The following is a 25,287-nucleotide window of genomic DNA, read 5'->3' on the forward strand; positions in this document are numbered from 1 at the left end:
CGCGCCGCGGCGGCCGCTGGATCAGTCCGCGGCCTCCACATCCTGCGCGCTGTCGCAGACACGCTTCGGCGCACACAGGCGATCGAGCAGCGCCAACGTGACCCCGTTGCTCCAGCCGAAGCCATCCTGCAGCGGGTACTCGCCACCGCCGCCGCCGGTGGCCGAACCGTCCACCACGTACTTCTCCACCAGCTTGCCCTCGCGGTCGTACACCGTCTGCACAGTGCGCAGGAAGCGCGTGCCGATCCGGCGGGCGAGGGTGTCCTGCCCATAGCGCTGCAGCCCGTCCACCGCGACCCACTGCAACGGTGCCCAGCCATTCGGGGCATCCCATTGCTGGCCGGTCGTCACGGTGGTGGTCAGCAGCCCGCCATCGCGCAGCAGCTGCAAATCGACTGCCTCTGCGGTGCGGCGTGCCTGCGTGCGGCCAGCGACATCCAGCCACAAGGGGAACAGAGCGGCTGCAGTCAGGGCAGGGCGCGTCTGGCTACGCTCCAGATCGCGGTCCACGTACCAGCCTTGCGTGTCATCCCAGAGCAGTTGGTTGATGGCGTGCTGACGCGCCTTCGCCAGTTGGGTGAAGGTGCGTGCGCCGCTGCGATCACCGGCCGCCTTGCTGGCGCGGGCCACGGTCGTTTCCAGATGGAACAGCAGGCTGTTCAGATCCACCGGCACGATCGCCGTCGTGTGGATGCTCGCCAATGCCGACGGCTCGGCGAGCCAGCGTGAGCTGAAATCCCAGCCGGACTCAGCACCGGCGCGCAGGTCGCGATACACCTGCGAGGGCGCGCGCTGCGGCGCCTGGGCTGCGGTGGCCAGATCATCCATCCAGGACTCGGTGCGTGGCACCGCGCGGTCGTCCCAATAGCGGTTGAGCAGTTGCCCGTCCGCCAGTCGCACGACGCGTTCTCGCGCCTCGCCCGCTGCCAGCGTTTCCGCGCCGCGCATCCAGAACGCATGCTCGATGCGCAGCTGCGGCAGGTAACGGCGGTAGGCATCATCGCCTTCGTGGGTGGCGAGTAGATCCACCATCAGGCTGAAGAAGGGCGGCTGCGAGCGGCTGAGGTAGTAGCTGCGGTTGCCGTTGGGGATATGGCCGTAGCTGTCGAGCTGGAACGCGAAGTTGTCCACCATGTCGCGCACCTGCTGCCAGCGACCACTGGAGGCCAGCCCGAGCAGGGTGAAATAGCTGTCCCAGTAGTACACCTCGCGGAAGCGGCCGCCGGGCACCACGTAGGGCCTGGGCAGCGGCAGCAGCGAGCCGTTCGGATCCACCGTGTCGGTGGTGCGGGTCAGCACGGGCCACAGCCCCTCGATGTGCGCGCGCAGGGTTTCGCCGGTGGGTGGCACGTAGGGCTGAGTGTCACCAGGCACTGCGAAGTGCTCGGCGACGAAGGCTGCCAGGTCGAATCCGGGCTCAGTCCGGGCGCGCTGCCACTGGGTGAGGAGAGCCGCGCTGGGCTGGTGGGGCACTGCATCCGCGAAGGTCTTCTGATCCTTGAACAGGTGTGCGCCCTGGACATGCTGGAAGAGCGGCTGCCACTGCTGGTCCGGGGTCTGCGGCATCGGTGGCGTGTCGCGTGCCAGCGCAGTGGCACTCAGCAGCAGGGACGACAGCAGCAGACCGGCCAAGCGGGGACAGGGGCGCATGGGATGCCTCGGGAGGTGGGGGATTCACTGTAGAGGCTGGTGCGTCAAGGGCTGGTGCGGCAGGAGCACGTCTTGCCGGGCCATTGGGCGCGCGGGCCGTCCCACGGTGAGGTGCTTCCCTGATTGACCAAAGCGGTCCGCACCCCCTAGAATTCACGACCTCGCCGGAATAGCTCAGTTGGTAGAGCGGCGCATTCGTAATGCGTAGGTCGTAGGTTCGATTCCTATTTCCGGCACCAGATACAGCAAAAAGCCCCGGCCTTGGTCGGGGCTTTTTGTTTGTGGCGAAGTGGCCAGTCACCTCACTCCGCACCACTCCCCACGGGATGCGACGACCGCCGCCGGAACTTCCGCGACAGCCAATCCCCCGCATCATCCACCACGGTGAAGGCCGCGGGAATCACGATCAGGCTCAGCAGCGTGGAGGTGATCAAGCCGCCGATCACGGCGATCGCCATCGGCGCACGGAAGCTTGAATCCCCGGCAAAGCCCAGCGCGATCGGCATCATGCCCGCGCCCATCGCTAGGGTGGTCATGATGATCGGCTGTGCACGCTTGCGGCAGGCATCGATCAGCGCGTCATGTTGGCTCATGCCGTGCTCGTCTTCGGCCATCACCGCGTAATCCACCAGCAGGATGGAGTTCTTGGTGGCGATGCCGATCAGCATCAGCAGGCCGATCAGCGCCGGCAGCGAGAGCATGTTCTGGGTGATCAGCAGGGCGCCGAACGCACCGCCGGCGGATAGTGGCACCGCGGCGAGGATGGTGACCGGCATCAGCGCGTGGTTGAACAGCAGCAACAGCACCATGTAGATGCAGATCAACCCGGCCGCCATCGCCAGCATGAAGCCGATGAACAGCTCGACGAACACTTCCGCATCGCCGGTGTTGAGGAAGGTCACGCCCGGCGGCAGCTGTTTGACGCCCGGCAGCGCCTGCACTTCGGTCATCACATCGCCCAGTGGGCGACCGTTGAGTTCGGCGGTGAGCGTCACGTTGCGCTGGCGCTGGTAGCGCGAGATCTGCGAGGGACCGCTGCCTTGCTGGATGTCGGCCACCGCCGCCAGCGGCACCGGGCCGTTGCGGCCGGGCACACGCAGCTGGCTGATCAGGCCCGGGTTGGCCAGGGTGGCTTCGGCAAAGCCGACCCGGATCGGTACCTGCCGGTCGGGCAGGTTGAGCTTGGCCAGGCGCTGCTCGTAATCGCCAGCCGTGGCGATGCGGGCGGCCTCGGCGATATCGGCGGTCGCGACGCCCAGGTCCGCGGCGCGGGCGGGGTTCGGCACGATCTGGAGTTCCGGGCGCAGCAGCGAGGCGGTGGAGGTGACGCTGCCCAGCCCCTGGATGCCGCGCAGGTCGCGTTCCAGTGCGGTGGCGGCATCCTGCAGGCGCTGCGGGTCGTCGCCGGAGAGCACCAGCTGCAGCAGGTTGCCGGGCTCGGAGCTGACATAGCTGACGCGCACGCCGGGCAGATCAGCCAAGCGCTCACGCGCCTCACGTTCCAGCACGCGCTGGTCGCGGTCGCGTCCGTCGGCGCTGCCCCAGTCGAGCACCAGGGTCGCCTTGCGCGGCTCACCCACGCCGGTCGCACCCGGGTCGCCCAGGTCGAGCACGCTGCCGACCGCGGTATAGACCTGCTTGAGTTCGGGCATGTCCTTGAGCAGTGCGCGAGCGTGCTCGGCGACGGCCACGGTCTCCTGCAGGCGGGTGCCCGGCGGCAGTTCGAGATTGAGGTTGCTGCGGCCCAGATCGGACTGCGGGATGAAGGTGGCCGGGATGAACGGCACCAGCGCCAGCGACGCGACGAACAACCCGGTGGCCAGCCACAGGGTGCGGCCGCGATAGCGCAGTGCGGCGTCCACCCAGCCCAGGTACCACGTCATCAGCCTGGATTCCGGTTTCTCCTCGCCATGCGGCTTGAGCAGGTACGCGGCCATCATCGGGGTGAGCAGGCGGGCCACCAGCAGCGAGAACAGCACGGCAGTGGCGGCGGTCCAGCCGAATTCGCGGAAGAATTTGCCAGCAATGCCGGGCATGAAGGCGACCGGCACGAACACTGCAGCCAGAGTCAGCGAGGTGGCGATCACCGCGTTGCCGATTTCGCCGGCGGCCTCGCGTGTGGCTTCCAACGGCGGCTTGCCCATGCGCAGGTGGCGCACGATGTTCTCGATCTCCACGATCGCATCGTCCACCAGGATGCCCACCACCACCGACAGCGCCAGCAGCGTGATGATGTTGAGGGTGAAGCCGAAGAAGTACATCACCGCGAACGTCGGAATGATTGACAGCGGCAACGCCAGCGCCGATACCCACGTCGCGCGCCAGTCGCGCAGGAACAGCCACACCACCAGCAGCGCCAACAGCGCGCCTTCCCAGAGCATGGTCATCGAGGAATCGTAGGAGCGGTGGGTCTCGTCGATCGCCGTGGTGACCAGGCGGAAGTCGATGCCGGGATGCTCGGCCTTGATCTTGTCCAGCGCCTCATGCACGCCGGCCTCCACCTTGACCTCGCTGGAGCCGCGCGTGCGCGACATCGAGAAGGCCACCACGCCCTTGCCGTCCAGCAGAGCGGCCTCGGTCGGGTCGGCAGCGCCGTCGGTCACCGTGGCCAGCGTGGAGAGCCGCACCGCGCGGCCGTCCGGCAGGGCGATGGAGTAGTCGCGCAGCGCCTGCGCGTCACCGACGGTGCCCAGCGTGCGGATGGTCTGCTGCGCGCCTTCGACCTCGGTCTTGCCGCCGGCACGCTCGACCTGGATGCGAGCGAGCTGCTGGGAGACATCGCCGGCGGTGATGCCCATCGCGATCAGGGCATTTGGATCCAGGTCCACCCGCACCTGGCGCTGCACGCCGCCCACGCGGGTGACGCGCGCGACACCGGGTACGCCGTACATCGCTCGCGAGATATCACGGTCGACGAACCAGCTGGCCTCATCGGTGGTCATGTGCGGAGCGACCAGCGCGTAGGTCATCAGCGAGCCGCCGATATCGACCTTGGAGATCACCGGTTCCTGGATGTCCTGCGGCAGGTCGGTACGGATGCGGGTGACCGCGTCGCGGGTGTCATCCAGCGCGGTGGCCAGATCGGCCTCGAGCTGGAATTCGATGGTGGTGGTGCTGACGCCTTCGCTGACCGAGGACATCACGCGCTTGACGTTGTTGACGGTCGCCACCGAGTCCTCGACCTTGCGGGTCACCTCGGCCTCCAGCTGGCTGGGCGAGGCACCCGGCTGGGTGACGGTGACGGTGGTCATCGGGAAGGCGATGTCGGGGAAGCGCGCTACCGGCAGCTGATGGAACCCCCACAGGCCGGCCACGCACAGCACGAAGAAGATCAACAGCGCGGGCAGGGGGCGGTTGATCGCCCAGGCGGAGATGTTCATCGGGCCGCGGCCTTGGCATCGGCCACCACGCGCACGCGGTCGCCCTCACCGAGGAAGCCGGCGCCATCCACCACCACCTGATCGCCCGCCTTCAACCCTTCAAGGATCGCGGTACGGCCCTTGACGGCCTGGCCGGTGCTGACCCGGTGGCGGGTGGCCTGCTGCTTGTCGTTCACGGTGAACACGTAGTTGTGGCCGTCGCGCTGCACGATCGCCGCGGTCGGGATGGTCAGCACCTGGCCGTCGCCGGTGACGATGCGGCCATCCACATAGATGCCCTGCTTCAGCGGGCCGGGCGTGGGCAGGTCGGCGTAGATGGTGCCGGTGCGGGTCTGCCCATCGACACCCGGGGTGACCGCGCGGATGCGGCCGTTGACCACCTGGCCAGCGTACGGCAGCTCCACGGTATTGCCGACGGCGACATCCGCCAGCTGGTTCTCCGGCAGCTCCGCACGCCACTCGAGGCGGCCATCGCGGATCAGGCGCAGCAGCTCGGTACCGGCGGAAACCACCTGGCCCGGCTGCACCAGGCGCTTGGAGATCAGGCCGTCGGCCGGTGCGCGCAGGTCGGCGAAATCGCGGCGCAGCTTGGCCGCGTCGCGCGCGGCGCGTGCGGTGGCGGTCTGCGCTTCGGCGTTGATGCGCGAGGCGCGCAGCTCATCCAGGCTGCTTTCACTGATCAGCTGCTGGGCGGCCAGCTTGGCGCTGCGCTCGTAGTTCATGCGGGCCAGTTCCTGCGAGGCCTGCGCCTGCCGCAACGAGGCATCGGCCTGCGCCAGCTCGCTGTCCAGGGTGCGATGGTCGACCTGCAGCAGCACCTGGCCCTGCTTGACCCATTGCCCCACATCCACCAGCAACGCGGTCACGCGCTGGCCGCTGATCTCCACGCCAAGCTGCATTTCTTCATAGGCAGTGACCGGCCCGGAAACCAGCACCGTGCGGGCCATGGTCTGCTGCTGCGCGGGCGCCAGCGACACCGGCAGCGCCGAGCTGGCAGCGGCGGCGTCGGCCGAAGCCTTGTCGTCCTTGCCACCACACGCGGACAGCAGCGCAGCGATCAGGATCAGGGAGAAACTGCGGAAGGAGGGTGCACGCATTGAGGGGCTTTCCGGGTCGGAACAGCGGGAAAAAGAAGGAGGGGGGGAATCAGGCGTCGCGGGACAGGTGCAGCTCGATGCCATCCAGCATCAGGCCCAGCCCCTGCTCGAAGCGCGCGTCGAAATCGACTTCGCTCCACACGTCACGGGCTTGCCAGCAATGGGGGAAACGCGCCTCGGCCAGTGCCATGAAGGCCTCACCGAGCGCCTCCATGCTGCCGTCACCGGGCCAGGATTGTTCTTCGATAACGAAGCCCATCGTGTAGTACACCAGGTCCATCGCCGCGGTCGCGGCGAAACGTGCCGAGGCGCCCGCACCGATCAGCGCGGCGATGCTCGCCTCACCCACCCGCAGCACGTTTTCGGTGGCCAGGAAGGTGCCGGCATACACCCGCGCACCGTCTCGGCGCGCTTTGAATGCCAAGCGGAACTCACGCCCGATCTGCAGCAGGGTCTGCCGCCACGGCTGTCCCGCGGGAAACGCACGGGCGACATCGCAGATCATGGCATCGGCCATGGCGTCGATCAGCGCCTGCTTGCTCTTGAAGTGCCAGTACAGCGACGGCGCGCGGATGCCCAGCGAGCAGGCCACTTTGCGCAGCGTGATGCCTTCCAGGCCATCCTCGTCGAGGATCCGGAAGGCTGCCTCGACGATGTTCTCCCGCGCGATGGGTTGACGCACTGTGGGGTGGCCTAACGATGTTAGGTGGCGAATCTAACAGTGTTAGGCTGGCGTGGACAAGTGCCGTCGGGCCGGCTCAAGGGTCGACCGGCTCCGCATGCAGCGCCGCCATCCGGACCCGGTTCCGGCCGCTGCTCTTGGCCTCATACAGCGCCTCATCCGCCCGGGCGATCAGGTCTTCCAGCAGTCTCTGGTCGCCACCCGGCAGCGCCTCGCCGATCGCCCCGCCGACGCTGACGGAGACGGAGATCCGGTCGCCGCCCACCAGGATGGGGTCGGCCGCCACCGCGCTGCGCAGTCGCTCGGCGGCGGCAGGGATCTCGTCCACGGCGGACGCGGCCAGCAGGGCAATGAACTCCTCGCCGCCGAAGCGGGCAAACAGGTCGCGCTCGCGAAGGGCGTCCCGGCAGCGCCTGGCCACGACCTTGAGGACTTCATCGCCGGCGGGATGGCCGTAGGTATCGTTGATCTTCTTGAAGTGATCCACGTCCACCATGAGTACCGCCACGGCGCGGCCGTTCGCTTCGCGGGCGGCGATGATCTGTGCCGAGCATTCCTCGAAGTGCCGTCGATTGGGAACACCGGTCAAGGGATCGGAGGAGGCAAGGCGGCGCAGCTCGGCGGCCATCAGCAGATCGGCGGTGACGTCGGTGAACAGCCAGATGCGCCCGTGTGCCCCGTTGCCGCGCACCGGGTGGGTATCCACCTCGAACGTCCGTTCGCCCAGTGTCCAGTTCAGCGTCGCGGCGAACTGATCGTTGTTCATCTGGGCGCTGTAGGCCAGCTCCAGTTCGGTGTGGTTGTCGCAGCGCTGGCGCAGGGCGCGCATCGGGCCAGTGAGATCCGCGGCGCGGTGATTGCCGGCGGTGCAGCCAAGCAATGCCGCGGCATGCTCGTTGACCGCAGCACCGACACCGTCGCCGTCGATCAGGACAATCCCGGCGGGCACGCTGTCGAACAGATCGAGGAACTGATTGCGCACGATGACCTGCCGGGCGGCCTCGCGGCGTGCGGACAACAGCCGTGCCACGCTCTTTGCCAGCAGCTCCATCTGCCGGGTCAGCCCGGCAGGCGCGAGTGGGTTTCGCCAGAGCAGCAGCAGGCCGCTGAGCGGCGCACCGTGCGAGGGGGCCGGCACGTAGAGCAGGCGGGCAGGCAGGCCCTCCAGCGCATGGATCACCGCGGTTGGCAGCCGGAACCCCGCCGCGTCGACGGCGTCACCGGTCCAGGCGTGCTCGAACAGGCCGCTGCGCGCCAGGTTGAAGCTCGATGAGGGCAGTGCCGGGGCGGCGGCGGCCCATGTCGCCCTGCCGCCGTCTTCCACCTCCATCGCCATGACCAGGTCGGCGTGGGAGGCGAGGCGGGCAAACTGGCACAGCGCGGCCAGCGCTTCACTGTCGGACGAGGTCACAGCTTCGTTGCGCCCAAGCGCCGTTCCAGGATGTCCATGACGTCATCCGGCGCGGTCATGTGCGGCAGATGCCCGGAGGCATCGATCACATCGAGCGTAGCGCCGTCGATCGCGTTGGCCAGCCATTCGCCGACCGCGACCGGCACCGCGATGTCGTGCGCGGTCTGGATGAGGTGCACCGGCGTGGAAACCCGCGCGGCCAGGCTGCGCAGATCGGAGGTGAAGATCGTGCGCGAGGTGTTGAGTGCGATATCCGGGCGCATCTGGAACAGCGTGTTGGAGAAGTCGGCGACAACCGCGCTGTCCTCCACGCCTACGACCATCGGGGCGAAGCCGGCGATCCAGGCCTGGTAGTTGGCGCGCATGCTCTCGAACAGTTGCTCCAGGTCCTGCGGCTTGAAGCCGCCGGTGTAGCCGGCGTCGTCGAGATAACGCGGCGACGCACCGATGATGACCAGACGCTCGAACAGCTCCGGCCGAGCAACGGCGGCGGCCGCGCCGATCATTCCGCTCATCGAGTGGCCGATGTATGTGCAGTTGTGCACGTCCAGCTCGTCCAGGATGTCGAGCAGATCGTCGGCATAGCCGAACAGCGAGCCGTGCCGTTCGAAATCGTAGGTCTGCGCACCTTTCGGACCGCAGCCGGCAAGATCGAAGGAGATCACATCAAAGCGTGCTTCAAACCAAGGGCGCAGTGCGTTCCATGCGGTCTGATCGGTACCAAAGCCGTGTGACAGGATGGCGACTGATTTGCCTTCGCCGCTACGGCGCCCGTTGAACCGCTCGAAACTTTCCACGCACATCCACCCATCACGTCTTGCAAGGCCCGAATACTAGGTCACGGGCGCGCGCGGGTCCAACGCGCGCCCGTGCCGAATACCAGTTGCCGCAGATAGCCGCCGATGAAACCGGCGATGGCACCTGTGAGCGCACCGAGCAGCAAACGGGCGGCGACGCGGGCGATACGGCCGGCATGCAGCCGCACCCACGGCAGCAGTGCCATCGCCTGAACACCCATCAGCAGGACCAGCACATCCAGCCCCAGCGCATCCACCACGGGCAGCAGTGGTGCAAGCAGTGGATTGCAGGCCATCAGGGTCACGATCACAGCAGTGAGCGCGACCAGGGCGCGCCGGCCCATCCGCGTGGCGGTCCAGCGGAGAAGGCGGGCAGTGAGGGACACGGCAGGCTCCAGGCAGTTGGCCGGAGTGTACTGCGGTATCGTCAGGCTCGAACTCCCGGGGATCACCCTCATGAAGATCGCAGTATTCAGCGCCCGCCCGTACGACCAGCATTTTCTCGATGAGGCCAACCAGCGCCGCGGGGCAGGGCAGCTGTTCGAGTTTCTGTACTTCGATGCCGCGCTGGATCTGCATACCGCGGCGCTGGCGCAGGATTGCGAGGCGGTCTGTGTGTTCGTGAATGACCGGCTGGATGCCCCGGTACTGCAGGCGCTGCAGGCCTTGGGCGTGCGCGCGGTACTGCTGCGCTGTGCAGGCTTCAACAATGTCGACCTGGCGGCGGCGGGGCAGCTGGGCCTGTTCGTGGCCCGCGTGCCCGCGTATTCGCCGGAGGCCGTGGCCGAACATGCGCTGGCGCTGGTGATGACGCTCAACCGCCGGACCCACCGTGCTTACAACCGGGTGCGCGAAGGCAACTTCATGCTCGATGGCCTGCTGGGCCGCACGCTGCATGGCAAAACGGTGGGCATCGTCGGCACCGGGCAGATCGGCCTGGCCACGGCCCGCATCTTCAAGGGCATGGGCTGCACCGTGCTGGGCCACGATCCGTATCCGTCGGCGGCGTTCGCCGCGATCGGCACGTCGGTCGCGCTGGACGAGCTGCTCGCCCGCTCGGATGTCGTCTCGCTGCACTGCCCGCTGACGCCGGAAACCCATCACCTGATCGACGATGCCTCACTTGCCGGGATGAAGCCCGGGGCGATGCTGGTCAATACCTCGCGCGGTGGGCTGGTGGATACCCATGCAGTGATCCGCGCGCTGAAGTCACGGCGGCTGGGGCATCTGGCCATCGATGTGTACGAGCAGGAGAGCGGGCTGTTCTTCCAGGACCGGTCCGGCGACATCATCGACGATGATGCGTTCCAGCGGCTGATGACCTTCCCCAATGTGCTGGTGACCGGGCACCAGGGCTTCTTCACGGTGGAGGCGCTGCAGGAAATATCGGAGATCACGCTGCGCAACCTGGCGGACTTCGTCGCCGGGGCGGCCTGCCCGAATCAGGTGCTGGCCGCCTGAGCGGCGCTGCCGGTGACGCCGGGCGCCGGGGCGTGTACCGTGGCCACCCGCTGGCGCCCTGCGGATGACTCGTTCATGTCTATACATGGGCCGGAATGTTGCCGAATCGGGTCATTGCCCGGCACTGCGACAACGTGTCGCAGCCTAAAACAGGCCTTTCCTGCGCTGGATCATTGTCAATGCCTTTCTTAAATGATGCATGACGGCCTAAAATTAGAAGGCTGACATGATCGTCCTCCGTGCCTGTCCCCTTGGACCGGCACCACCGGCTTTGGCTGGGACGGAGGCGGGCTTGAACTGGCATTCCCTACGCAATTGGATCGACCGATGATTCCGTTGAACCCCCTTGGACGCTTCCTGCGTCCGGGCCTGCTGTTTGCGTTGTCCGTGTTCCTCACGGGCTGCAACTCGGCCATCCTCAACCCCAAGGGCCAGATCGGCCACGACGAGAAGACCCTGCTCATCACGGCGACCGTGCTGATGCTGCTGGTTGTCGTGCCGGTCATCATCATGACCCTCACCTTCGCGTGGAAGTACCGTGCGACCAACACCAAGGCCCGTTATGAGCCGAAGTGGTCGCACTCCACGGCCATCGAAGTGGTGGTCTGGTCGATCCCGTGCATGATCGTGCTGGTGCTGGCCGTACTGACCTGGCGTTCCTCGCACGCGCTGGATCCGTACCGTCCGCTGGACTCGGACAAGAAGCCGGTGGTGATCGAAGCCATCTCGCTGGACTGGAAGTGGCTCTTCATCTATCCCGAAGAGAACATCGCCACCGTCAACGAGATCACCTTCCCGGTCGATACCCCGCTGAACTTCAAGATCACGTCCGATTCGGTGATGAATGCGTTCTTCATCCCGCACCTGGGCAGCATGATCTACTCGATGACGGCCATGGAGACCAAACTCCACCTGATCGCCAACGAGACCGGCGAGTTCCCGGGCATGTCCTCGCACTACAGCGGCGCGGGCTTCAGCAAGATGCATTTCTCCGCGCACTCGGTGACCGAGGCGGAGTACCAGCAGTGGCTGACCAAGGTACGTGCCGAACGCGCGACCCTGGACAAGAACGCCTTCGCTGCGCTGGTCGCCGAGAAGAACCACGACTGGCACCCGGTGACCTACTTCGGCACCGCCGAGACCGGCCTGTTCGATTGGGTGATCGCCAAGCACATGGGCGACAACCAGCACTACGGCATGAAGCACGATCACAAGGCGATGAAGCATGACGGTGCCCAGGGCGAAAGCCATGAAGGCCACGACATGCAGGCCATGAGCGGCGCCCAGGACGAAGCCGTCAAGCTGCCGGTCCATGCCGACCAGCCCGCTGCCGCGGACGCCGCACACACTTCAGACGAGCACGCCGCAGCCGGTCACGCCGGTCACGGCGGCTCGGGAGAATGACCATGAATCCGTTGGGTAAACTGACCTTTGCCGACATCCCACACGATCCGATCGTCATCACCACGCTGATCGGCGCGGGGATCGGTGGCCTGCTCGTGCTGGCGCTGATCACCAAGTTCAAGCTGTGGGGCTATCTCTGGAAAGAGTGGTTCACGTCCGTCGACCACAAGAAGATCGGCGTGATGTACCTCGTCGTCGCCTTCGTCATGCTGCTGCGCGGCTTCGCCGACGCCATCATGATGCGTGTGCAGCAGGCCATGGCTGCCGGCGGCAACGAGGGCATCCTGCCGCCCCATCACTACGACCAGATCTTCACCGCCCATGGCGTGATCATGATCTTCTTCGTGGCGATGCCGCTGATCACCGGCCTGATGAACGTTGTCGTGCCGCTGCAGATCGGCGCACGCGACGTCGCCTTCCCGTTCGTCAACTCGCTCAGCTTCTGGCTGTTCGTAGCGGGCGCGGGCTTGGTGATGATCTCGCTGGGTGTCGGTGAGTTCGCGCAGACCGGCTGGCTGGCCTTCCCGCCGTTGTCAGGCAAGGAATACAGCCCAGGGGTAGGTGTCGATTACTACATCTGGGGCCTGCAGGTGGCAGGCCTGGGTACCACGCTGAGCGGCATCAACTTCTTCATCACCATCTTGAAGATGCGTACCCCCGGCATGAAGCTGATGCAGATGCCGGTGTTCACCTGGACCGCGCTGGTCACCAACGTGCTGATCATCGCCGCCTTCCCGGTGCTGACCATCACCCTGGTGCTGCTGACCCTGGACCGTTACCTGGGCACGCACTTCTTCACCAATGATGGTGGCGGCAACGCCATGCTGTACATCAACCTGATCTGGATCTGGGGTCACCCGGAAGTCTATATCCTGGTCCTGCCGGCCTTTGGCGTGTTCTCCGAGGTCATCGCGACCTTCTCGCGCAAGGCGCTGTTCGGCTACAAGGGCATGGTCTACGCCACCGCCTGCATCGGCGTGCTGTCGTTCATCGTGTGGCTGCACCACTTCTTCACCATGGGCTCGGGTGCCAACGTCAACGCCTTCTTCGGCATCACGACGATGATCATCTCGATCCCGACCGGCGTGAAGATCTTCAACTGGCTGTTCACCATGTTCCGCGGTCGCGTGCAGTTCACGACCCCGGTGCTGTGGACGATCGGCTTCATGGTCACCTTCACCATCGGCGGCATGACCGGCGTGATGCTGGCGATCCCGGCCATCGATTTCGTGCTGCACAACAGCCTGTTCCTGATCGCCCACTTCCACAACGTCATCATCGGCGGCGTGGTGTTCGGCATGTTCGCCGGCATCACCTACTGGTGGCCGAAGATGTTCGGCTTCCGCCTCAATGAAACCTGGGGCAAGCGCGCGTTCTGGTGCTGGTTCATCGGCTTCTATGTCGCGTTCATGCCGCTGTACATCCTGGGCTTCATGGGCATGACCCGCCGCATGCAGAGCTACCCGAACCTGGAATACCAGCCGCTGCTGATCATCGCCATGTGCGGTGCCTTCATCATCGGCGCCGGCATCCTGTGCCAGGTGATCCAGATCGCCGTGTCGATCCGCGACCGCAAGAAGACCGCCGACCTGACCGGCGATCCGTGGGACGCCCGTACGCTGGAGTGGGAAACCTCTTCGCCGCCGTCGTTCTACAACTTCGGCTCGCTGCCGCGCGTCAACGAACTGGACGAGTTCTGGGAGCGCAAGCAGCGTGGTGAGGCGTGGGAACGTCCGGCCAAGTACACCGACATCCACATGCCGCGCAACACCGGCACCGGTGTGGTGATCGGCGCCTTCAGCCTGGTGTTCGGCTTTGCGATGATCTGGCACATCTGGTGGCTGGCCATCGTGGGTCTGGTCGGCATGATCGGCACCTTCATCTGGCGCACCTTCGACAAGGACGTGGATTACTACGTGCCGGCCGCGGAAGTGGAGCGGATCGAAAATGAGCACCGTCGCCACCTGGTGGCGCAGGGCCTGGTGAAATCGGAGCTGAAGGCATGAGCACCACTATCCCCAACACCATGAACCCTGGGCACGCCGCGCACGCGGCGGCCCACGGCCATGACGACCACGAGCACCACGACACCGGCGGCAATACCGTCTTCGGTTTCTGGGTGTACCTGATGAGCGATTGCCTCATCTTCGCCACCCTGTTTGCGACCTACATCGTGCTGTCCGGCGGCACCAACGGTGGCCCCGGCCCGAAGGACCTGTTCGAACTGTCCTTCGTCGCCTGGGAAACCACGCTGCTGCTGGTCTCCTCGCTGACCTTCGGCCTGGGCATGATCGCCATGCACAAGCAGAAGGTGGGCCAGATGTACGCATGGCTTGCACTGACCTGGCTGCTGGGCTTCGGCTTCATGTGCATGGAAGTGTGGGAGTTCAACCACCTGATCCATCAGGGCTACGGTCCGGACCACAGTGCGTTCCTGTCGGCGTTCTTCGCGCTGGTGGGTACCCACGGCCTGCACGTGACCGCGGGTCTGCTGTGGCTGCTGATCATGTTCATCCAGATCAAGCAGAACGGCCTGACCCAGACCAACAAGACCCGCATGGCGTGCCTGAGCCTGTTCTGGCACTTCCTGGATCTGATCTGGATCGGCGTGTTCTCCGTCGTCTATCTGAATGGAGCGCTGTAATGGCCGCACATGACAATCACGCACACGATCATGGCCACGGTGCCGCCGGCGAAAGCCACGGCAGCGTCAAGTCCTACCTGATCGGCTTCCTGCTGGCCGCGGTGCTGACCATCATCCCGTTCTGGGCGGTCATGCATGGCGACCTGCCGCGCTTCACCACCGGCGTCATCATCGTCGTTGCAGCAGTGCTGCAGATCCTGGTGCACCTGGTGTTCTTCCTGCACCTGGACCGCTCCTCGGAACAGCGCTGGAACGTCAGCGCGGCGGCCTTCACCGTCGTGGTGATCGGCATCATCGTTGCCGGTTCGCTGTGGGTCATGCACAACATGAACGTGCACATGATGCACTGACGTCTTCGCGACGTTGCCACACGCAGAAAGGCCGCCCTCGGGCGGCCTTTCTGTTTGGTTTGCCCTCGCATCCGCATGAGAAGCCGAGTCCCGCGTTACGCCGCCTTCGCCAGCCGCATGAACTCGGCCGCATCCACCGGCCGCCCGAGGTGATACCCCTGCAGCTGATCGCAGCCCATGTCGCTCAGGTACTGGCGTTGGCCAGCCGTCTCTACGCCTTCGGCGACGATCTGCAGCTGCAGCGAACGGCCCAGCGCGATGATCGAAGAGACGATGGCCGCATCTTCGGCGTTGTCCTCCAGATCACGTACGAAGGCGCGGTCGATCTTCAGCTCGGTAGCCGGCATGCGCTTGAGGTAGAGCAGGCTGGAGTAGCCGGTGCCAAAATCATCGATGGAGATGTTCACCCCCATTGCAGTCAGCCCGTGCAGGATCTGCAGGCTGGCATCGACGTCCTTCATCGCCGTGGTTTCGGTCACCTCCAGCGTGAGGCGTTTCGGGTCCAGGCCATGGCGATCCAGGGTGCGGCCAACCGTATCGAGCAGCGTGCTGGAACCGAACTGCAACGGCGACAGATTCACCGCCATGGTCCAGTCGGGATGGCCGGCGTCGTGCCACTGGCGCAGCTGGTGGCAGGCGTGGTCGAGCACCCACTCGCCCAGAGCCAGGATCAGCCCGCTGCGCTCGGCGATGGGGATGAAGGCGTCGGGCGAGAGCAGCCCCAGCTCAGGATGCTGCCAGCGCACCAGCGCTTCGGCGCCGATCAGTGATTCACCATTGGCCTGGAACTTGGGCTGGTAGTGCAGCACCAGCTCATTGCGGCTGACCGCTTTGCGCAGTTCCTGAAGCAGTTTGAGCTGGCGGTTCGCGCTCACGTTGAGCGACTGGGTGAAGAACGTATAGCCGTTCCGTCCCGAATCCTTGGTGTGGTACATCGCGGCATCGGCGTGGGCCATCAGGTCGCGCTCGGTGGTGGCATCGGCCGGGTACAACGCGATGCCCAGGCTGGCGCTGACCTGCAGTTCCAGTGCATCGATCTCGAACGGCTCGGCCACGCAGGCGATGATCCGTTCGGCGACAACGGCGGCGTCTTCGGGGTCGTCGATCTGGAAAACGATGACGAACTCATCGCCGCCCAGCCGGGCGAAGGTGTCCTGCGCGCGCAGCAGCGCCGACACGCGTTCACTGACCTGGATCAGGAGCTTGTCGCCGAGCTGATGGCCGTAGGCGTCGTTGATCGTCTTGAAACCATCGAGGTCGCAGAACATCACCGCGAAGCTGAACTGTCGACGGCGTGCTTTCTCGATGGCCTGCTCGATGCGGTCCTGCAGCAGCATGCGGTTGGGCAGCTGGGTCAGTGGGTCGTGCAGGGCCGCCTGCAGCAGCTTTTCATTGGCCTGCGCCAGCGAGTCGGCCAGCAGGCCGGTACGGGTGCGCATCTGCCGATCGAACACCGAGGAAATCAGTGCGATGCCGAGGGTGCCCAGGGTGGTGACGATCACCAGCACGGCCAGCCATTTGGCATCGATGCCTTCGCCGAACGCCGCACCGCAGACCGCGCCCTCGGGGAAGTTGGCCGCGGCCATGCCGGTGTAGTGCATGCCGACGATCGCCAGTCCCATCACCAGCGAGGCCAGCCCGCGCAGCAGGAAGGGGCGCCGCTGCTCCAGGCGCAGCCGGAAGGCGATCCACAGCGCCGCGCCGGCCGCGCCGATGGCGATCAGGACCGAGGCGGCGAACCAGACCGGGTTGTAGTCGATGCCCGGCTGCATCTGCAGGGCGCTCATGCCCAGGTAATGCATGGTGGCGATGCCCAGCCCCATCAGTACCGCGCCGGCGCACAGGCGCGACCAGGGCAGCTCCGCGCGCGAGACCAGCCATAGCGCATAGGCCGAGGCACCGACCGAGACCGCCAGCGAGTACAGGGTGATCGCCAGGTCATAGCCGACCGGGATCGGTAGATGGAAGGCCAGCATGCCGATGAAATGCATGGACCACACGCCCAGGCCCATCGCGGTGGCGCCGCCGGCCAGCCACCAGCGGGCGACCCGCCCTTGGGTACTGGCCAGTCGGCCGGCCATGTCCAGCGCGGTGTAGGAGGCGAGGATGGCAACCAGCAGCGAGAACACGACAAGACTCTGGCTGTAGGTGCCGGTCATGGAGAAGCCTGGAAAGTTGAAGGAAAGGCGGTGGCCCGCCGGAGTATCGGCACTGCGGCCGGATTCTTGAGGGGGCTGGGAGGCACGGCGTCTCGGTTGCTGCGACGCGGCTCGGCTATCCTGCCCCATCGATTCTGAAGCGGAAGTTGACATGGCCAAGCGACTCACCGCTTACGTCTGCAGTGAATGTGGCGCCGAATACAGCAAGTGGCAGGGCCAGTGCACCGAGTGCGGGGTCTGGAACACGCTCAGCGAGATCACGCTGGAAAGCGCCACGCCTGCCAAGTCCTCGCCGGCGTCGCGCCGTTCCGGCTGGGCCGGCAAGGTCGATGCGCCGAAAATCATGGCGCTCAAGGACGTACAGCAGACCGAGCACCTGCGGGTGAGTACCGGTATCGGCGAGTTCGACCGCGTGCTCGGCGGTGGTCTGGTCGAAGGTGCGGTGGTGCTGGTCGGTGGCGATCCCGGCATCGGCAAGTCCACTCTTCTTCTGCAGGCCGTAGCGAAGATGGCCGCCAGCCTGCCGGTGCTGTACATCACCGGTGAGGAATCGCTCTCGCAGGTCGCTGGCCGTGCCGTGCGGCTGGATCTGCCGCTGGACAACGTCAACGCATTGGCCGAAACCCAGGTCGAGGCGATCCTGCAGCATGCCAGCGTGGCCAAGCCGCGGCTGATCGTGGCCGATTCGGTGCAGACGCTGTGGACCGAATCGCTGACCGCCGCGCCCGGCTCGGTCAGCCAGGTGCGTGAGAGCGCCGCACGGCTGGTGCGCTTTGCCAAGGAAACCGGCACCGCCGTGTTCCTGGTCGGCCACGTCACCAAGGAGGGCGGCATTGCCGGCCCGCGCGTGCTCGAGCACATGGTCGACGCGGTGCTGTACTTCGAAGGTGAGAGCGGCAGCCGATTCCGCCTGCTGCGTGCGTTCAAGAACCGCTTCGGCGCGGTCAACGAGCTGGGCGTGTTCGCCATGGGCGAGAAAGGCCTGAAAGAGGTCTCCAATCCTTCGGCGATCTTCCTCTCCGGCGGCAGCACCCAGCAGCCGGGCAGCTGCGTGATGGTGACCCGCGAGGGCACGCGCCCGCTGCTGGTGGAAGTGCAGGCACTGGTGGACGCTTCTCCGCTGTCCAACCCGCGCCGGGTGGCGGTGGGTCTGGAGCAGAACCGCCTGGCGATGCTGTTGGCGGTGCTGCACCGTCATGGCGGCGTGCTGGTGGGCGATCAGGACGTGTTCGTCAACGTGGTGGGCGGCATCCGCGTGCAGGAGACCGCCGCCGATCTGCCGGTGCTGCTGGCGGTGCTGTCCTCCCTGCAGGACCGGCCGCTGGCCGAGAAGACGATCGCCTTCGGCGAGGTGGGCCTGTCCGGCGAGATCCGCCCCGTGCCCAACGGTGAAGACCGCCTGCGCGAAGCAGCGACGCATGGCTTCAAGCGCGCGATCGTGCCAAAGGCGAATGCACCGAAGACGGGCAGCGTGAAGGGCATGGAGGTGATCGCGGTGGAGCGGTTGTCGGAGGCGATCGACGCGCTGTGACCGGGGCCGGGCCGAGGCGCGGTTGCCGCACAGGACGAGTGCGGCATCGGTCAGCCAGCCTGTGCTAGTTTTCCCGGCTCGACGAAGGCGCCCTCCGGCGCTTTTCCGTGGCAAGGAGTAATCGATTACATGCAGGACCCGATGTTCAGCACCCCCGCTGCCGAAATCCGCCGCGCCGGGGTCGACCTCAATGGACTGATGACGGTGCTGGGCAAGCACCTGTATTCCACTCCGATGGTGGCGCTGCGCGAACTGGTGCAGAACGCGCACGATTCGATCATCCGCCGCCGTATCGAGCAGCCCGGCATCGAGTGCGTATCGCGCATCGACGTGCAGGTCGATGCCGCCGCCGGCGTGCTGCGCATCACCGACACCGGTGCCGGCCTGACGCGGCAGGAAATCCACGATTACCTGGCCACGGTTGGTGTGGGTTACACCCGGGGCCTGCGCCAGGAGGGCGAGGACAATGACGGCCTGATCGGCATGTTCGGCCTGGGCTTCCTGTCTGCCTTCGTGCTGGCGCGCCGTGTCAGCGTGCGCACCACCTCCTACCAGGCGCCGGAGCTGGGCCACCTGTACGTCTCCAGCAACGCCGAGCAGTACACCGTCAGCGACGTGCCGGCACGCGCGATCGGCACCGAGGTCGAGCTGGAGCTGCATCCGGACTTCCTGCCGCTGGCCAACGAAGCGCGCCTGCACGAGGTGCTTGGCCGCTACTGCGCGCTGCTGTCCGAACCGATCTTCATCGGCGCTGCCGCCGAGGCCATCAACCCCGAACCGCCGCCGTGGCGCGGGCAGGGGGACGTCGCGCTGCATCCCGTGCAGGCGCGCCGCCAGGCGCTGCAGTTCGCTGCCCGTTTCGAACATGATTTCGAGCCCATCGTGACGATGCCGCTGCAGTCCGATGGCAGCAGCGATGCCATCGGCATGCTCTGGGTGCAGGACGGTGCCACCTACGGCACCAGCGACAACCGCAACCTGTCGGTGTTCGTGCGCGGCATGCTGCTGGACGACGATGCGCGCGACCTTTTACCGCCGTGGGCCGGTTTCATCGGCGGGGTGATCGAGTCGTCGAAGCTGACCCCGACCGCCAGCCGCGAGGACCTGCAGCGTGATGATCACTATCGCGCCGTGCAGCACGCCCTGCTGGAAGCGCTGATCGATGGCCTGGCCGACGTCGCACGACAGCAGCCCGAAGCCTGGCGGCGTGTGCTCAGCCGGCACAATGAAGCCCTGCTGGGCGCGGCCCTGTGCGATGAGCGCCTGTTCGATCTGCTGCTGGAACACGTGCGCGTGCCGACCTCGCAGGGCGACCTGCCGGCCAGCGCGCTGCCGGCGCGCGGCGCGGTGCATGTGATCCTCGACAACGGTGGCGGTTTCGAGGAGATGCTGTTCCGTGCGATGGGCGTGCCGGTCGCGCATGGCCATCGCTATGCAGTGGTGCCCTTCCTGCGCCGCTGGGCCCAGGCCAAGGGCCTGCGCCTGGTCGAGCTCGGTACCGAGCAGGGCAATCGCGCACTGTTCCGTACCGACGACAGCCTTGACGATGCGCAGCTGGCCTGGCTGCGCGAACACCTGGGCGATGGCGAACAGCTGCTGCCGGCGCGGTTCAGCCCAGAGGCGCTGCCGGTGGTGGTGGTGCCCGACCGCGAAGCCGAGCTGAAGCAGCGCCTGGAAGACGACGAGAACGACAAGCGCGTATCGATGGCCGCACTGCGGCTGGCGCGCCAGTTCACCGCCCGCATCGAGGCGCGTGCGCCGTCACGGCTCTACCTCAACCTGGACAATCCAGCGGTGCAGGCATTGCTGCAGGCCCAGCGCGATGGCCACCCGCAGGCCGCCTCGGCCGCGCGCCTGCTGCGCTCGCTGAAGATCATCGTGTCCGCACAGGGCCGACCGTTGCAGCGGAGTACGGCGACGCCGGGCCCCGATCTCAATGGTGCATTTACCGATATTGCCGGTGCCCTGCAGCAGATGCTGCGCTGAGCACCGCCCCCTCTCATCCAGCCTTCGCTAGACAGGAGCATTCCCCCACCATGGATATCTGGAACTGGGTTGAAAAACTGCAGGAAGACCTGCGTCAGGCCGGGCAGGCACAGAACGCCCACCTGCTGACCCGCCTTGCCGATGACGTCAGTGAACTGCAGGTCGACCGCGTCGATGCACTGCTGCCCGAAGCGCGTGCGCTGGGCAAGGCGCTGGACAACCCCTGGGTCGATGTCTATGTCGGCCATTGGGCGCTGCGCAACCGCGTCGGCAACCGCATGGAAGGTGAAAGCGCACTGGGCGAGTCGGTGGCGCTGTTCGAGCGTGCACACCGTGCCGATACCCTGGACTGCCCGCAGTCGATCTGCGTCACCCAGGATCTTGCCGCCTGCTACGGCAACATCGATGGTCCGGGCTGGGTGCCTGAGCGCATCGAGGTCTGCGACGAGACGCTGGGCCGTATCGACCCGAGCTGGGCCTGCTTCCAGTGCCTGAGCTGCGAGAAGGCGGACGCGCTGCTGGACGACGGCCGCGGCCAGGATGCGCTGGAGTACCTGCAGGTGCAGGCGGCGGCGATCCAGGCGCGTGGCAAGGAGGTGTTCGACAGCTTCCCGGAAATGCAGATCAAGATCCTGCTGGCCAGCGGCCGTGCGGAGGAGGCGCTCGCATTGATCGAGCAGCGCGAGGCCGAAGTAGCTGCTGCAGGCGACTACGAGCCGGCCAACTGCACGGTGCCGCGCCGGCTGTCCAAGGCCTGGGCGCTGGCCCAGCTGGGGCGTGATGAAGAGGCACTGCAGCAGCTGGTGCCATGGAGCGAGCTGACGCCGAACCACTGGCGGCTGTGGGCCAATACCGCCTCGACCCTGTGCAGCCGGGATGGCGCACGCAATACCTGGGATCTGGGGACGCGGTTCAACACCATCATCGAACACTTCGCCGCGGTCGGTGCGCATCGTTTGGTGATCGAGATCGCTGCATTGAGCCTGGAACTGGCCCTGCAGCGTGGTGCGCGCTGGGTGGCGCAGCGCCAGCTTGGTCTGGCCCGGACCCATCTGGCACAGCTGCGGCAGGATCGTGGCGCTGCCGCGCTGGTGGCTGGATTGGCGGCACGGATCGAGGCGCTGCCGGAGATGGCACCGCTGCCAGTGCCTGCCGATGAACTGCTGGCGTGGCTGCAAGCGCAGGGCGAACAGCACCAGTCGCGCGATCCCGAGCGTGAAGCGCAGTGGCTGCTGCAGGCGCACGCCGAGCAGCCCGACGACGACGCGCTGGCCGAGGTCGCTGCGTCGGCGCTGCATGCCTGTGGCGCAACCACCGACGCCATGGCGCTGCTGTGGGACTTCGTGCGCGGCCACGCGCAGGAAGATGGCGCGGCGGCCTACACCCTGATGCGTTGGCTGGCCGAGCAGGGCGATGATGATGGCCTGCGCAGGCTGGCCGCGACCTATCGCGACAGCGTGCCGGTGTTCGCGCACTGGTGCGAAGTACAGCGTGCACGGCGCGCGTCCGACTGGCCGGCGCTGGAACAGGCCGCGCAGGCGTTGTTGGCGTTGTCGCCAGGCTCGAACGGCGCACGCCGGACGCTTGCCAGCATGTACATGGAGACCGGCCGCTTCAGCGATGCGCAGGCCTGCTACGCGCAGCTGGTGGAGACGCTGGAGGAGCCGAATGCCGCGCACTGGGACCACATGAGTGCGGCGAGTGCGGCGGGCGACTGGGATGCGGTGCGACGCTCGGCGGCCGCGATCGGGATGGAACTGTCCAGCCAGCAGGGCGTGGTCGAAGAGCCCTGGGGCTGGGTGATCATCCGCAGCGAAGACGGCGGCGAGCCGGTGGAGTACTACGCCCGCCGCAGCGGGCCGGTGACCGCGCGCATCGTCGAGAACGCACCAGCCAACCGCGCGCAGCAGGTGGGTGACTGGGTGGTGTTCGACGCCGGCCTGGTGCACCCCGCACCAGAGGACGAAGCCGAGCGCGAGCACTTCATTCCGACCTATGCGCAGGTGCACGTTCTGGAGCGGGGTGGATTCGCACGCAGCTGGCTGGTCGACGGCGCGCATCCGGGCGAGGCGGCATGGAACGCGTTGGTGGAAGCGGCCGAGGCGCAGGGCTGGAAGGTGTGGTCGCACAGCCGTGCGGACTACACCGTGACCGATCCAGATGCCGAAGGCGGGACGCTGCCGGGGCTGCTGTTCACGGTCGCCCAGCCGCAGGATCACGCGCCGCTGGCACTGCATCGTTTCCTGCAGCAGGCGACGGCGGAATGGGTGCATCCGCACTGCTGGCTGCGCCTGGCCGAGGCCTGCGACCAGGACCGGCAGCCGCATCTGGACGCGATCGAACGGTACGGGTTGTAATCAGCGGGTAGCGGGTTGGTGCCGACCGTTGGTCGGCACGCCGCTATCGCGTGCGCCCGAACACCAGCTCGATCACGAACTGGCTGCCGAAGAACGCCAGCAGCAGCAACGCCATCGCGGTCAGGGTCCAATGCACCGCCTTCGCGCCGCGCCAGCCGTAACGGCGGCGCCCGATCAGCAGCGTGCCGAACACGATCCAGGACAGGATGCTGAGCACGGTCTTGTGCACCAGCTTCTGCGCCAGCAGGTCATCGACGAACAGCACGCCGGTGACCAGGGTCAGCGTGAGCAGTGCAAAGCCGACCGCGATCACCCGGAACAGCAGGGCTTCCAGATCCGCCAGCGGGGGCAGGGCCCGCAGCCACGGGCGAAAATCACGGCGGCGCAGGGCGCGTTCCTGCAGCCACAGCATGATCGCCAGCAACGCGGCCACGCTCAGGGTGGCGTAGGCCAGCAGCGCCATCCACGCGTGCGTGGCCAATTGCCAGCCCAGTGGCTTGCTCGGCTCGTGGCCGTAGGCGTGATAGATCCACAGCACCACGGCGGCCATCGGGAACACCAGCACCCCGAGCGCCGCCATGCGCCCGCGCGCGGCGACCAGCGAGGTCAGCCACGCCATGCCCAGGCCGACCAGCGACAGCGCGGCGAAGAAGTGCATGTCCGGCCCGCCGCTGGTACGCATCGCCACCAGCACGTGATAGCCGCCGTGCAGCAGCATCGCCGGCAGCGCCGGCCACAGCCAGGCCGGGGAGGTCACCGCGTCATCGCGGACGACCGCGCGCACCAGCAGGCCGGTGGCGGTCAGGTACAGCAGGGTCGCGATGAGAACGATTGTCATCGTGTCAGTTTCGCATACCCCCGGGGTGCTGGCGATGCCCGCAGCGCCGCCGTCAGGGCCGGTCCGGGAGCCGGGGCGGAACCGTTATACTGGCGGTCTCATTGTCTTTTGTTCTGAACAGGTCGCTTCCATGTTCGAGTCCCTGACCCAGCGCCTCTCCGGCACCATCGAGCGGCTGCGCGGCCGCGGTCGCCTGACCGAGGAAAACATCCGCGAGGCCACCCGCGAAGTCCGCATCGCGCTGCTTGAAGCCGATGTCGCGCTGCCGGTGGTGCAGGCGCTGGTCGAACGCATCAAGGTGCGCGCGGTCGGCCAGGAAGTGCTCAAGTCGCTGACCCCCGGCCAGGCGCTGATCAAGGTCGTGCGCGACGAGCTGACCGCGGTCATGGGCTCGGCCGCCTCGGACCTGAACCTCAACGTGCCGGCCCCGGCGATCATCCTGATGGCCGGCCTGCAGGGTGCGGGCAAGACCACCACCGTGGGCAAGCTGGCCAAGCACCTCAAGGAAAAGCGCAAGAAGAAGGTGATGGTGGTCTCGGCCGACGTCTACCGTCCGGCCGCGATCGAGCAGCTGAAGACGCTGGCCGACCAGGTCGGCGTGCTGTTCTTCCCGTCCGCCGCCGACCAGAAGCCGGAAGCCATCGTCCGCGCTGCGATCGATGATGCGCGCAAGTCGTTCGTGGATGTGCTGATCGTCGATACCGCCGGTCGCCTGGCCATCGACGAAGCGATGATGGCCGAGATCAAGGCGCTGCACGCCGCGGTCAACCCGGCCGAAACGCTGTTCGTGGTCGACGCCATGACCGGTCAGGATGCCGCCAACACCGCCAAGGCCTTCGGCGATGCGCTGCCGCTGACCGGCGTGGTGCTGACCAAGACCGACGGTGACGCCCGCGGCGGTGCCGCGCTGAGCGTGCGCTACATCACCGGCAAGCCGATCAAGTTCGTCGGTGTGAGCGAAAAGCCGGACGGCCTGGATGTGTTCCACCCGGACCGTATCGCCAGCCGCATCCTGGACATGGGCGACGTGCTGTCGCTGGTGGAGCAGGTCGAGCAGCAGGTCGACAAGGACAAGGCCCAGAAGCTGGCCGAGAAGGTCGCCAAGGGCAAGAAGTTCGATCTGAACGACATGCGTGACCAGCTGGAACAGATGCAGAACATGGGCGGCATCGGCGGCCTGATGGACAAGCTGCCGGGCCTGGGCCAGATCCCGGATCACCTCAAGCAGCAGGTCAGCCAGGGCAAGGACGTGCCGCGCATGATCGCGATCATCAACTCGATGACCAAGAAGGAGCGCCGCAACCCGGGCCTGCTCAACGGTTCGCGCCGTGCCCGTATCGCGCGCGGTTCCGGCCTGACCCCGGCCGACGTCAACAAGCTCATGAAGCAGTTCCAGCAGATGGAAAAGATGATGAGCAAGATGGCCGGCGGCGGCATGAAGGGCATGATGCGCAGCATGAAGGGGATGATGGGCGCCATGGGCGGCCGCGGCGGCATGCCGTTCCGCTGAGTCCTGCGCACGCGCATTCCGGGCAGGGGC

At 66.5% G+C, this 25,287-nt stretch carries 18 protein-coding genes and 1 tRNA gene; 10 read left to right on the forward strand and 9 right to left on the reverse strand.

Annotation, left to right across the window (positions count from 1 at the left end):
• Positions 1-21: 21 nt before the first annotated feature.
• Positions 22-1,650: an alpha,alpha-trehalase TreA gene (gene treA / locus EDF74_RS02625; RefSeq protein ID WP_123728672.1), complete on the reverse strand. Its 1,629-nt coding sequence runs from the start codon at positions 1,648-1,650 to the stop codon at positions 22-24.
• Between the two features lie 163 nt (positions 1,651-1,813).
• Between treA and EDF74_RS02630 the strand changes: the two genes are divergently transcribed.
• A tRNA-Thr gene (locus tag EDF74_RS02630) sits at positions 1,814-1,889 on the forward strand.
• A gap of 63 nt (positions 1,890-1,952) precedes the next feature.
• Here the strand turns inward: EDF74_RS02630 and EDF74_RS02635 are convergent.
• The 6 genes from EDF74_RS02635 to EDF74_RS18065 form a co-directional block, all read right to left on the reverse strand.
• Positions 1,953-5,030 (reverse strand): efflux RND transporter permease subunit, encoded by a 3,078-nt coding sequence (locus tag EDF74_RS02635; protein ID WP_123728673.1) that lies wholly within the window; start codon positions 5,028-5,030, stop codon positions 1,953-1,955.
• Entirely contained in the window at positions 5,027-6,127 is a 1,101-nt protein-coding gene (locus tag EDF74_RS02640) for an efflux RND transporter periplasmic adaptor subunit (RefSeq protein ID WP_123728674.1), read from the reverse strand. Before EDF74_RS02640 ends, EDF74_RS02635 begins: the two co-directional genes overlap by 4 nt.
• Positions 6,128-6,176: 49 nt before the next feature.
• Complete coding sequence (locus EDF74_RS02645; RefSeq protein WP_123728675.1) at positions 6,177-6,809, reverse strand: TetR/AcrR family transcriptional regulator C-terminal domain-containing protein; 633 nt, start codon at positions 6,807-6,809, stop codon at positions 6,177-6,179.
• 76 nt (positions 6,810-6,885) lie between these two features.
• Positions 6,886-8,220 (reverse strand): GGDEF domain-containing protein, encoded by a 1,335-nt coding sequence (locus EDF74_RS02650; protein ID WP_123728676.1) that lies wholly within the window; start codon positions 8,218-8,220, stop codon positions 6,886-6,888.
• Entirely contained in the window at positions 8,217-9,023 is an 807-nt protein-coding gene (locus tag EDF74_RS02655; protein WP_123728677.1) for an alpha/beta fold hydrolase, read from the reverse strand. Before EDF74_RS02655 ends, EDF74_RS02650 begins: the two co-directional genes overlap by 4 nt.
• A 35-nt stretch (positions 9,024-9,058) precedes the next feature.
• Complete coding sequence (locus EDF74_RS18065) at positions 9,059-9,403, reverse strand: hypothetical protein (protein ID WP_148045904.1); 345 nt, start codon at positions 9,401-9,403, stop codon at positions 9,059-9,061.
• Between the two features lie 70 nt (positions 9,404-9,473).
• Here EDF74_RS18065 and EDF74_RS02660 point away from each other — a divergent pair, with 70 nt between their 5' ends.
• The 5 genes from EDF74_RS02660 to cyoD all read left to right on the forward strand — a co-directional run bounded on the left by EDF74_RS02660 (position 9,474) and on the right by cyoD (position 14,876).
• Positions 9,474-10,478, forward strand: a complete 1,005-nt coding sequence (locus tag EDF74_RS02660) for a 2-hydroxyacid dehydrogenase (RefSeq protein WP_123728678.1) — start codon at positions 9,474-9,476, stop codon at positions 10,476-10,478.
• Positions 10,479-10,805: 327 nt separating this feature from the next.
• Positions 10,806-11,882 carry a ubiquinol oxidase subunit II gene (gene cyoA / locus EDF74_RS02665; RefSeq protein WP_123728679.1) on the forward strand — a complete coding sequence of 359 codons (1,077 nt, stop codon included), beginning with the start codon at positions 10,806-10,808 and terminating at the stop codon, positions 11,880-11,882.
• Positions 11,883-11,884: 2 nt separating this feature from the next.
• The gene (gene cyoB, locus EDF74_RS02670; RefSeq protein ID WP_123728680.1) at positions 11,885-13,888 is read left to right on the forward strand and encodes a cytochrome o ubiquinol oxidase subunit I; all 2,004 of its coding nucleotides are present in this window, start codon (positions 11,885-11,887) and stop codon (positions 13,886-13,888) included.
• Positions 13,889-13,908: 20 nt separating this feature from the next.
• Positions 13,909-14,526, forward strand: a complete 618-nt coding sequence (cyoC, locus tag EDF74_RS02675; protein ID WP_123728681.1) for a cytochrome o ubiquinol oxidase subunit III — start codon at positions 13,909-13,911, stop codon at positions 14,524-14,526.
• A complete protein-coding gene (cyoD, locus tag EDF74_RS02680) occupies positions 14,526-14,876 on the forward strand; it encodes a cytochrome o ubiquinol oxidase subunit IV (RefSeq protein ID WP_019184497.1) in 351 nt (116 codons plus the stop codon). Before cyoC ends, cyoD begins: the two co-directional genes overlap by 1 nt.
• A gap of 95 nt (positions 14,877-14,971) precedes the next feature.
• Here the strand turns inward: cyoD and EDF74_RS02685 are convergent, their stop codons facing one another.
• On the reverse strand, positions 14,972-17,035 hold the full coding sequence (locus EDF74_RS02685; protein WP_123728682.1) for a putative bifunctional diguanylate cyclase/phosphodiesterase: 2,064 nt from the start codon (positions 17,033-17,035) through the stop codon (positions 14,972-14,974).
• A 151-nt stretch (positions 17,036-17,186) separates the two neighbouring features.
• Here EDF74_RS02685 and radA point away from each other — a divergent pair, with 151 nt between their 5' ends.
• The 3 genes from radA (at position 17,187) to EDF74_RS02700 (ending at position 22,909) form a co-directional block, all read left to right on the forward strand.
• Positions 17,187-18,566, forward strand: a complete 1,380-nt coding sequence (radA, locus tag EDF74_RS02690; protein WP_088432155.1) for a DNA repair protein RadA — start codon at positions 17,187-17,189, stop codon at positions 18,564-18,566.
• Between the two features lie 129 nt (positions 18,567-18,695).
• A complete protein-coding gene (locus tag EDF74_RS02695) occupies positions 18,696-20,552 on the forward strand; it encodes an ATP-binding protein (protein ID WP_123728683.1) in 1,857 nt (618 codons plus the stop codon).
• 50 nt (positions 20,553-20,602) lie between these two features.
• A complete protein-coding gene (locus EDF74_RS02700; protein WP_123728684.1) occupies positions 20,603-22,909 on the forward strand; it encodes a tetratricopeptide repeat protein in 2,307 nt (768 codons plus the stop codon).
• 43 nt (positions 22,910-22,952) lie between these two features.
• On the opposite strand, the gene EDF74_RS02705 is transcribed toward EDF74_RS02700, so the two are convergent.
• Positions 22,953-23,747, reverse strand: coding sequence for a cytochrome C assembly family protein (locus tag EDF74_RS02705; RefSeq protein ID WP_121043472.1), 795 nt, complete (start codon positions 23,745-23,747; stop codon positions 22,953-22,955).
• Positions 23,748-23,877: 130 nt separating this feature from the next.
• Here EDF74_RS02705 and ffh point away from each other — a divergent pair, with 130 nt between their 5' ends.
• Positions 23,878-25,257 carry a signal recognition particle protein gene (gene ffh, locus EDF74_RS02710; RefSeq protein ID WP_123728685.1) on the forward strand — a complete coding sequence of 460 codons (1,380 nt, stop codon included), beginning with the start codon at positions 23,878-23,880 and terminating at the stop codon, positions 25,255-25,257.
• Positions 25,258-25,287 lie beyond the last annotated feature (30 nt).

This window comes from Stenotrophomonas rhizophila (assembly GCF_003751305.1).
Taxonomy (GTDB): domain Bacteria; phylum Pseudomonadota; class Gammaproteobacteria; order Xanthomonadales; family Xanthomonadaceae; genus Stenotrophomonas; species Stenotrophomonas rhizophila_B.

Coding starts and splice junctions, on each gene's coding strand:
- treA (WP_123728672.1), bottom strand. CDS start 1,650: ATGCGCCCCTGTCCCCGCTTGGCCGGTCTGCTGCTGTCGTCCCTGCTG.
- EDF74_RS02635 (WP_123728673.1), bottom strand. CDS start 5,030: ATGAACATCTCCGCCTGGGCGATCAACCGCCCCCTGCCCGCGCTGTTG.
- EDF74_RS02640 (WP_123728674.1), bottom strand. CDS start 6,127: ATGCGTGCACCCTCCTTCCGCAGTTTCTCCCTGATCCTGATCGCTGCG.
- EDF74_RS02655 (WP_123728677.1), bottom strand. CDS start 9,023: ATGTGCGTGGAAAGTTTCGAGCGGTTCAACGGGCGCCGTAGCGGCGAA.
- EDF74_RS02660 (WP_123728678.1), top strand. CDS start 9,474: ATGAAGATCGCAGTATTCAGCGCCCGCCCGTACGACCAGCATTTTCTC.
- cyoA (WP_123728679.1), top strand. CDS start 10,806: ATGATTCCGTTGAACCCCCTTGGACGCTTCCTGCGTCCGGGCCTGCTG.
- cyoB (WP_123728680.1), top strand. CDS start 11,885: ATGAATCCGTTGGGTAAACTGACCTTTGCCGACATCCCACACGATCCG.
- cyoC (WP_123728681.1), top strand. CDS start 13,909: ATGAACCCTGGGCACGCCGCGCACGCGGCGGCCCACGGCCATGACGAC.
- cyoD (WP_019184497.1), top strand. CDS start 14,526: ATGGCCGCACATGACAATCACGCACACGATCATGGCCACGGTGCCGCC.
- EDF74_RS02685 (WP_123728682.1), bottom strand. CDS start 17,035: ATGACCGGCACCTACAGCCAGAGTCTTGTCGTGTTCTCGCTGCTGGTT.
- radA (WP_088432155.1), top strand. CDS start 17,187: ATGGCCAAGCGACTCACCGCTTACGTCTGCAGTGAATGTGGCGCCGAA.
- EDF74_RS02695 (WP_123728683.1), top strand. CDS start 18,696: ATGCAGGACCCGATGTTCAGCACCCCCGCTGCCGAAATCCGCCGCGCC.
- EDF74_RS02700 (WP_123728684.1), top strand. CDS start 20,603: ATGGATATCTGGAACTGGGTTGAAAAACTGCAGGAAGACCTGCGTCAG.
- EDF74_RS02705 (WP_121043472.1), bottom strand. CDS start 23,747: ATGACAATCGTTCTCATCGCGACCCTGCTGTACCTGACCGCCACCGGC.
- ffh (WP_123728685.1), top strand. CDS start 23,878: ATGTTCGAGTCCCTGACCCAGCGCCTCTCCGGCACCATCGAGCGGCTG.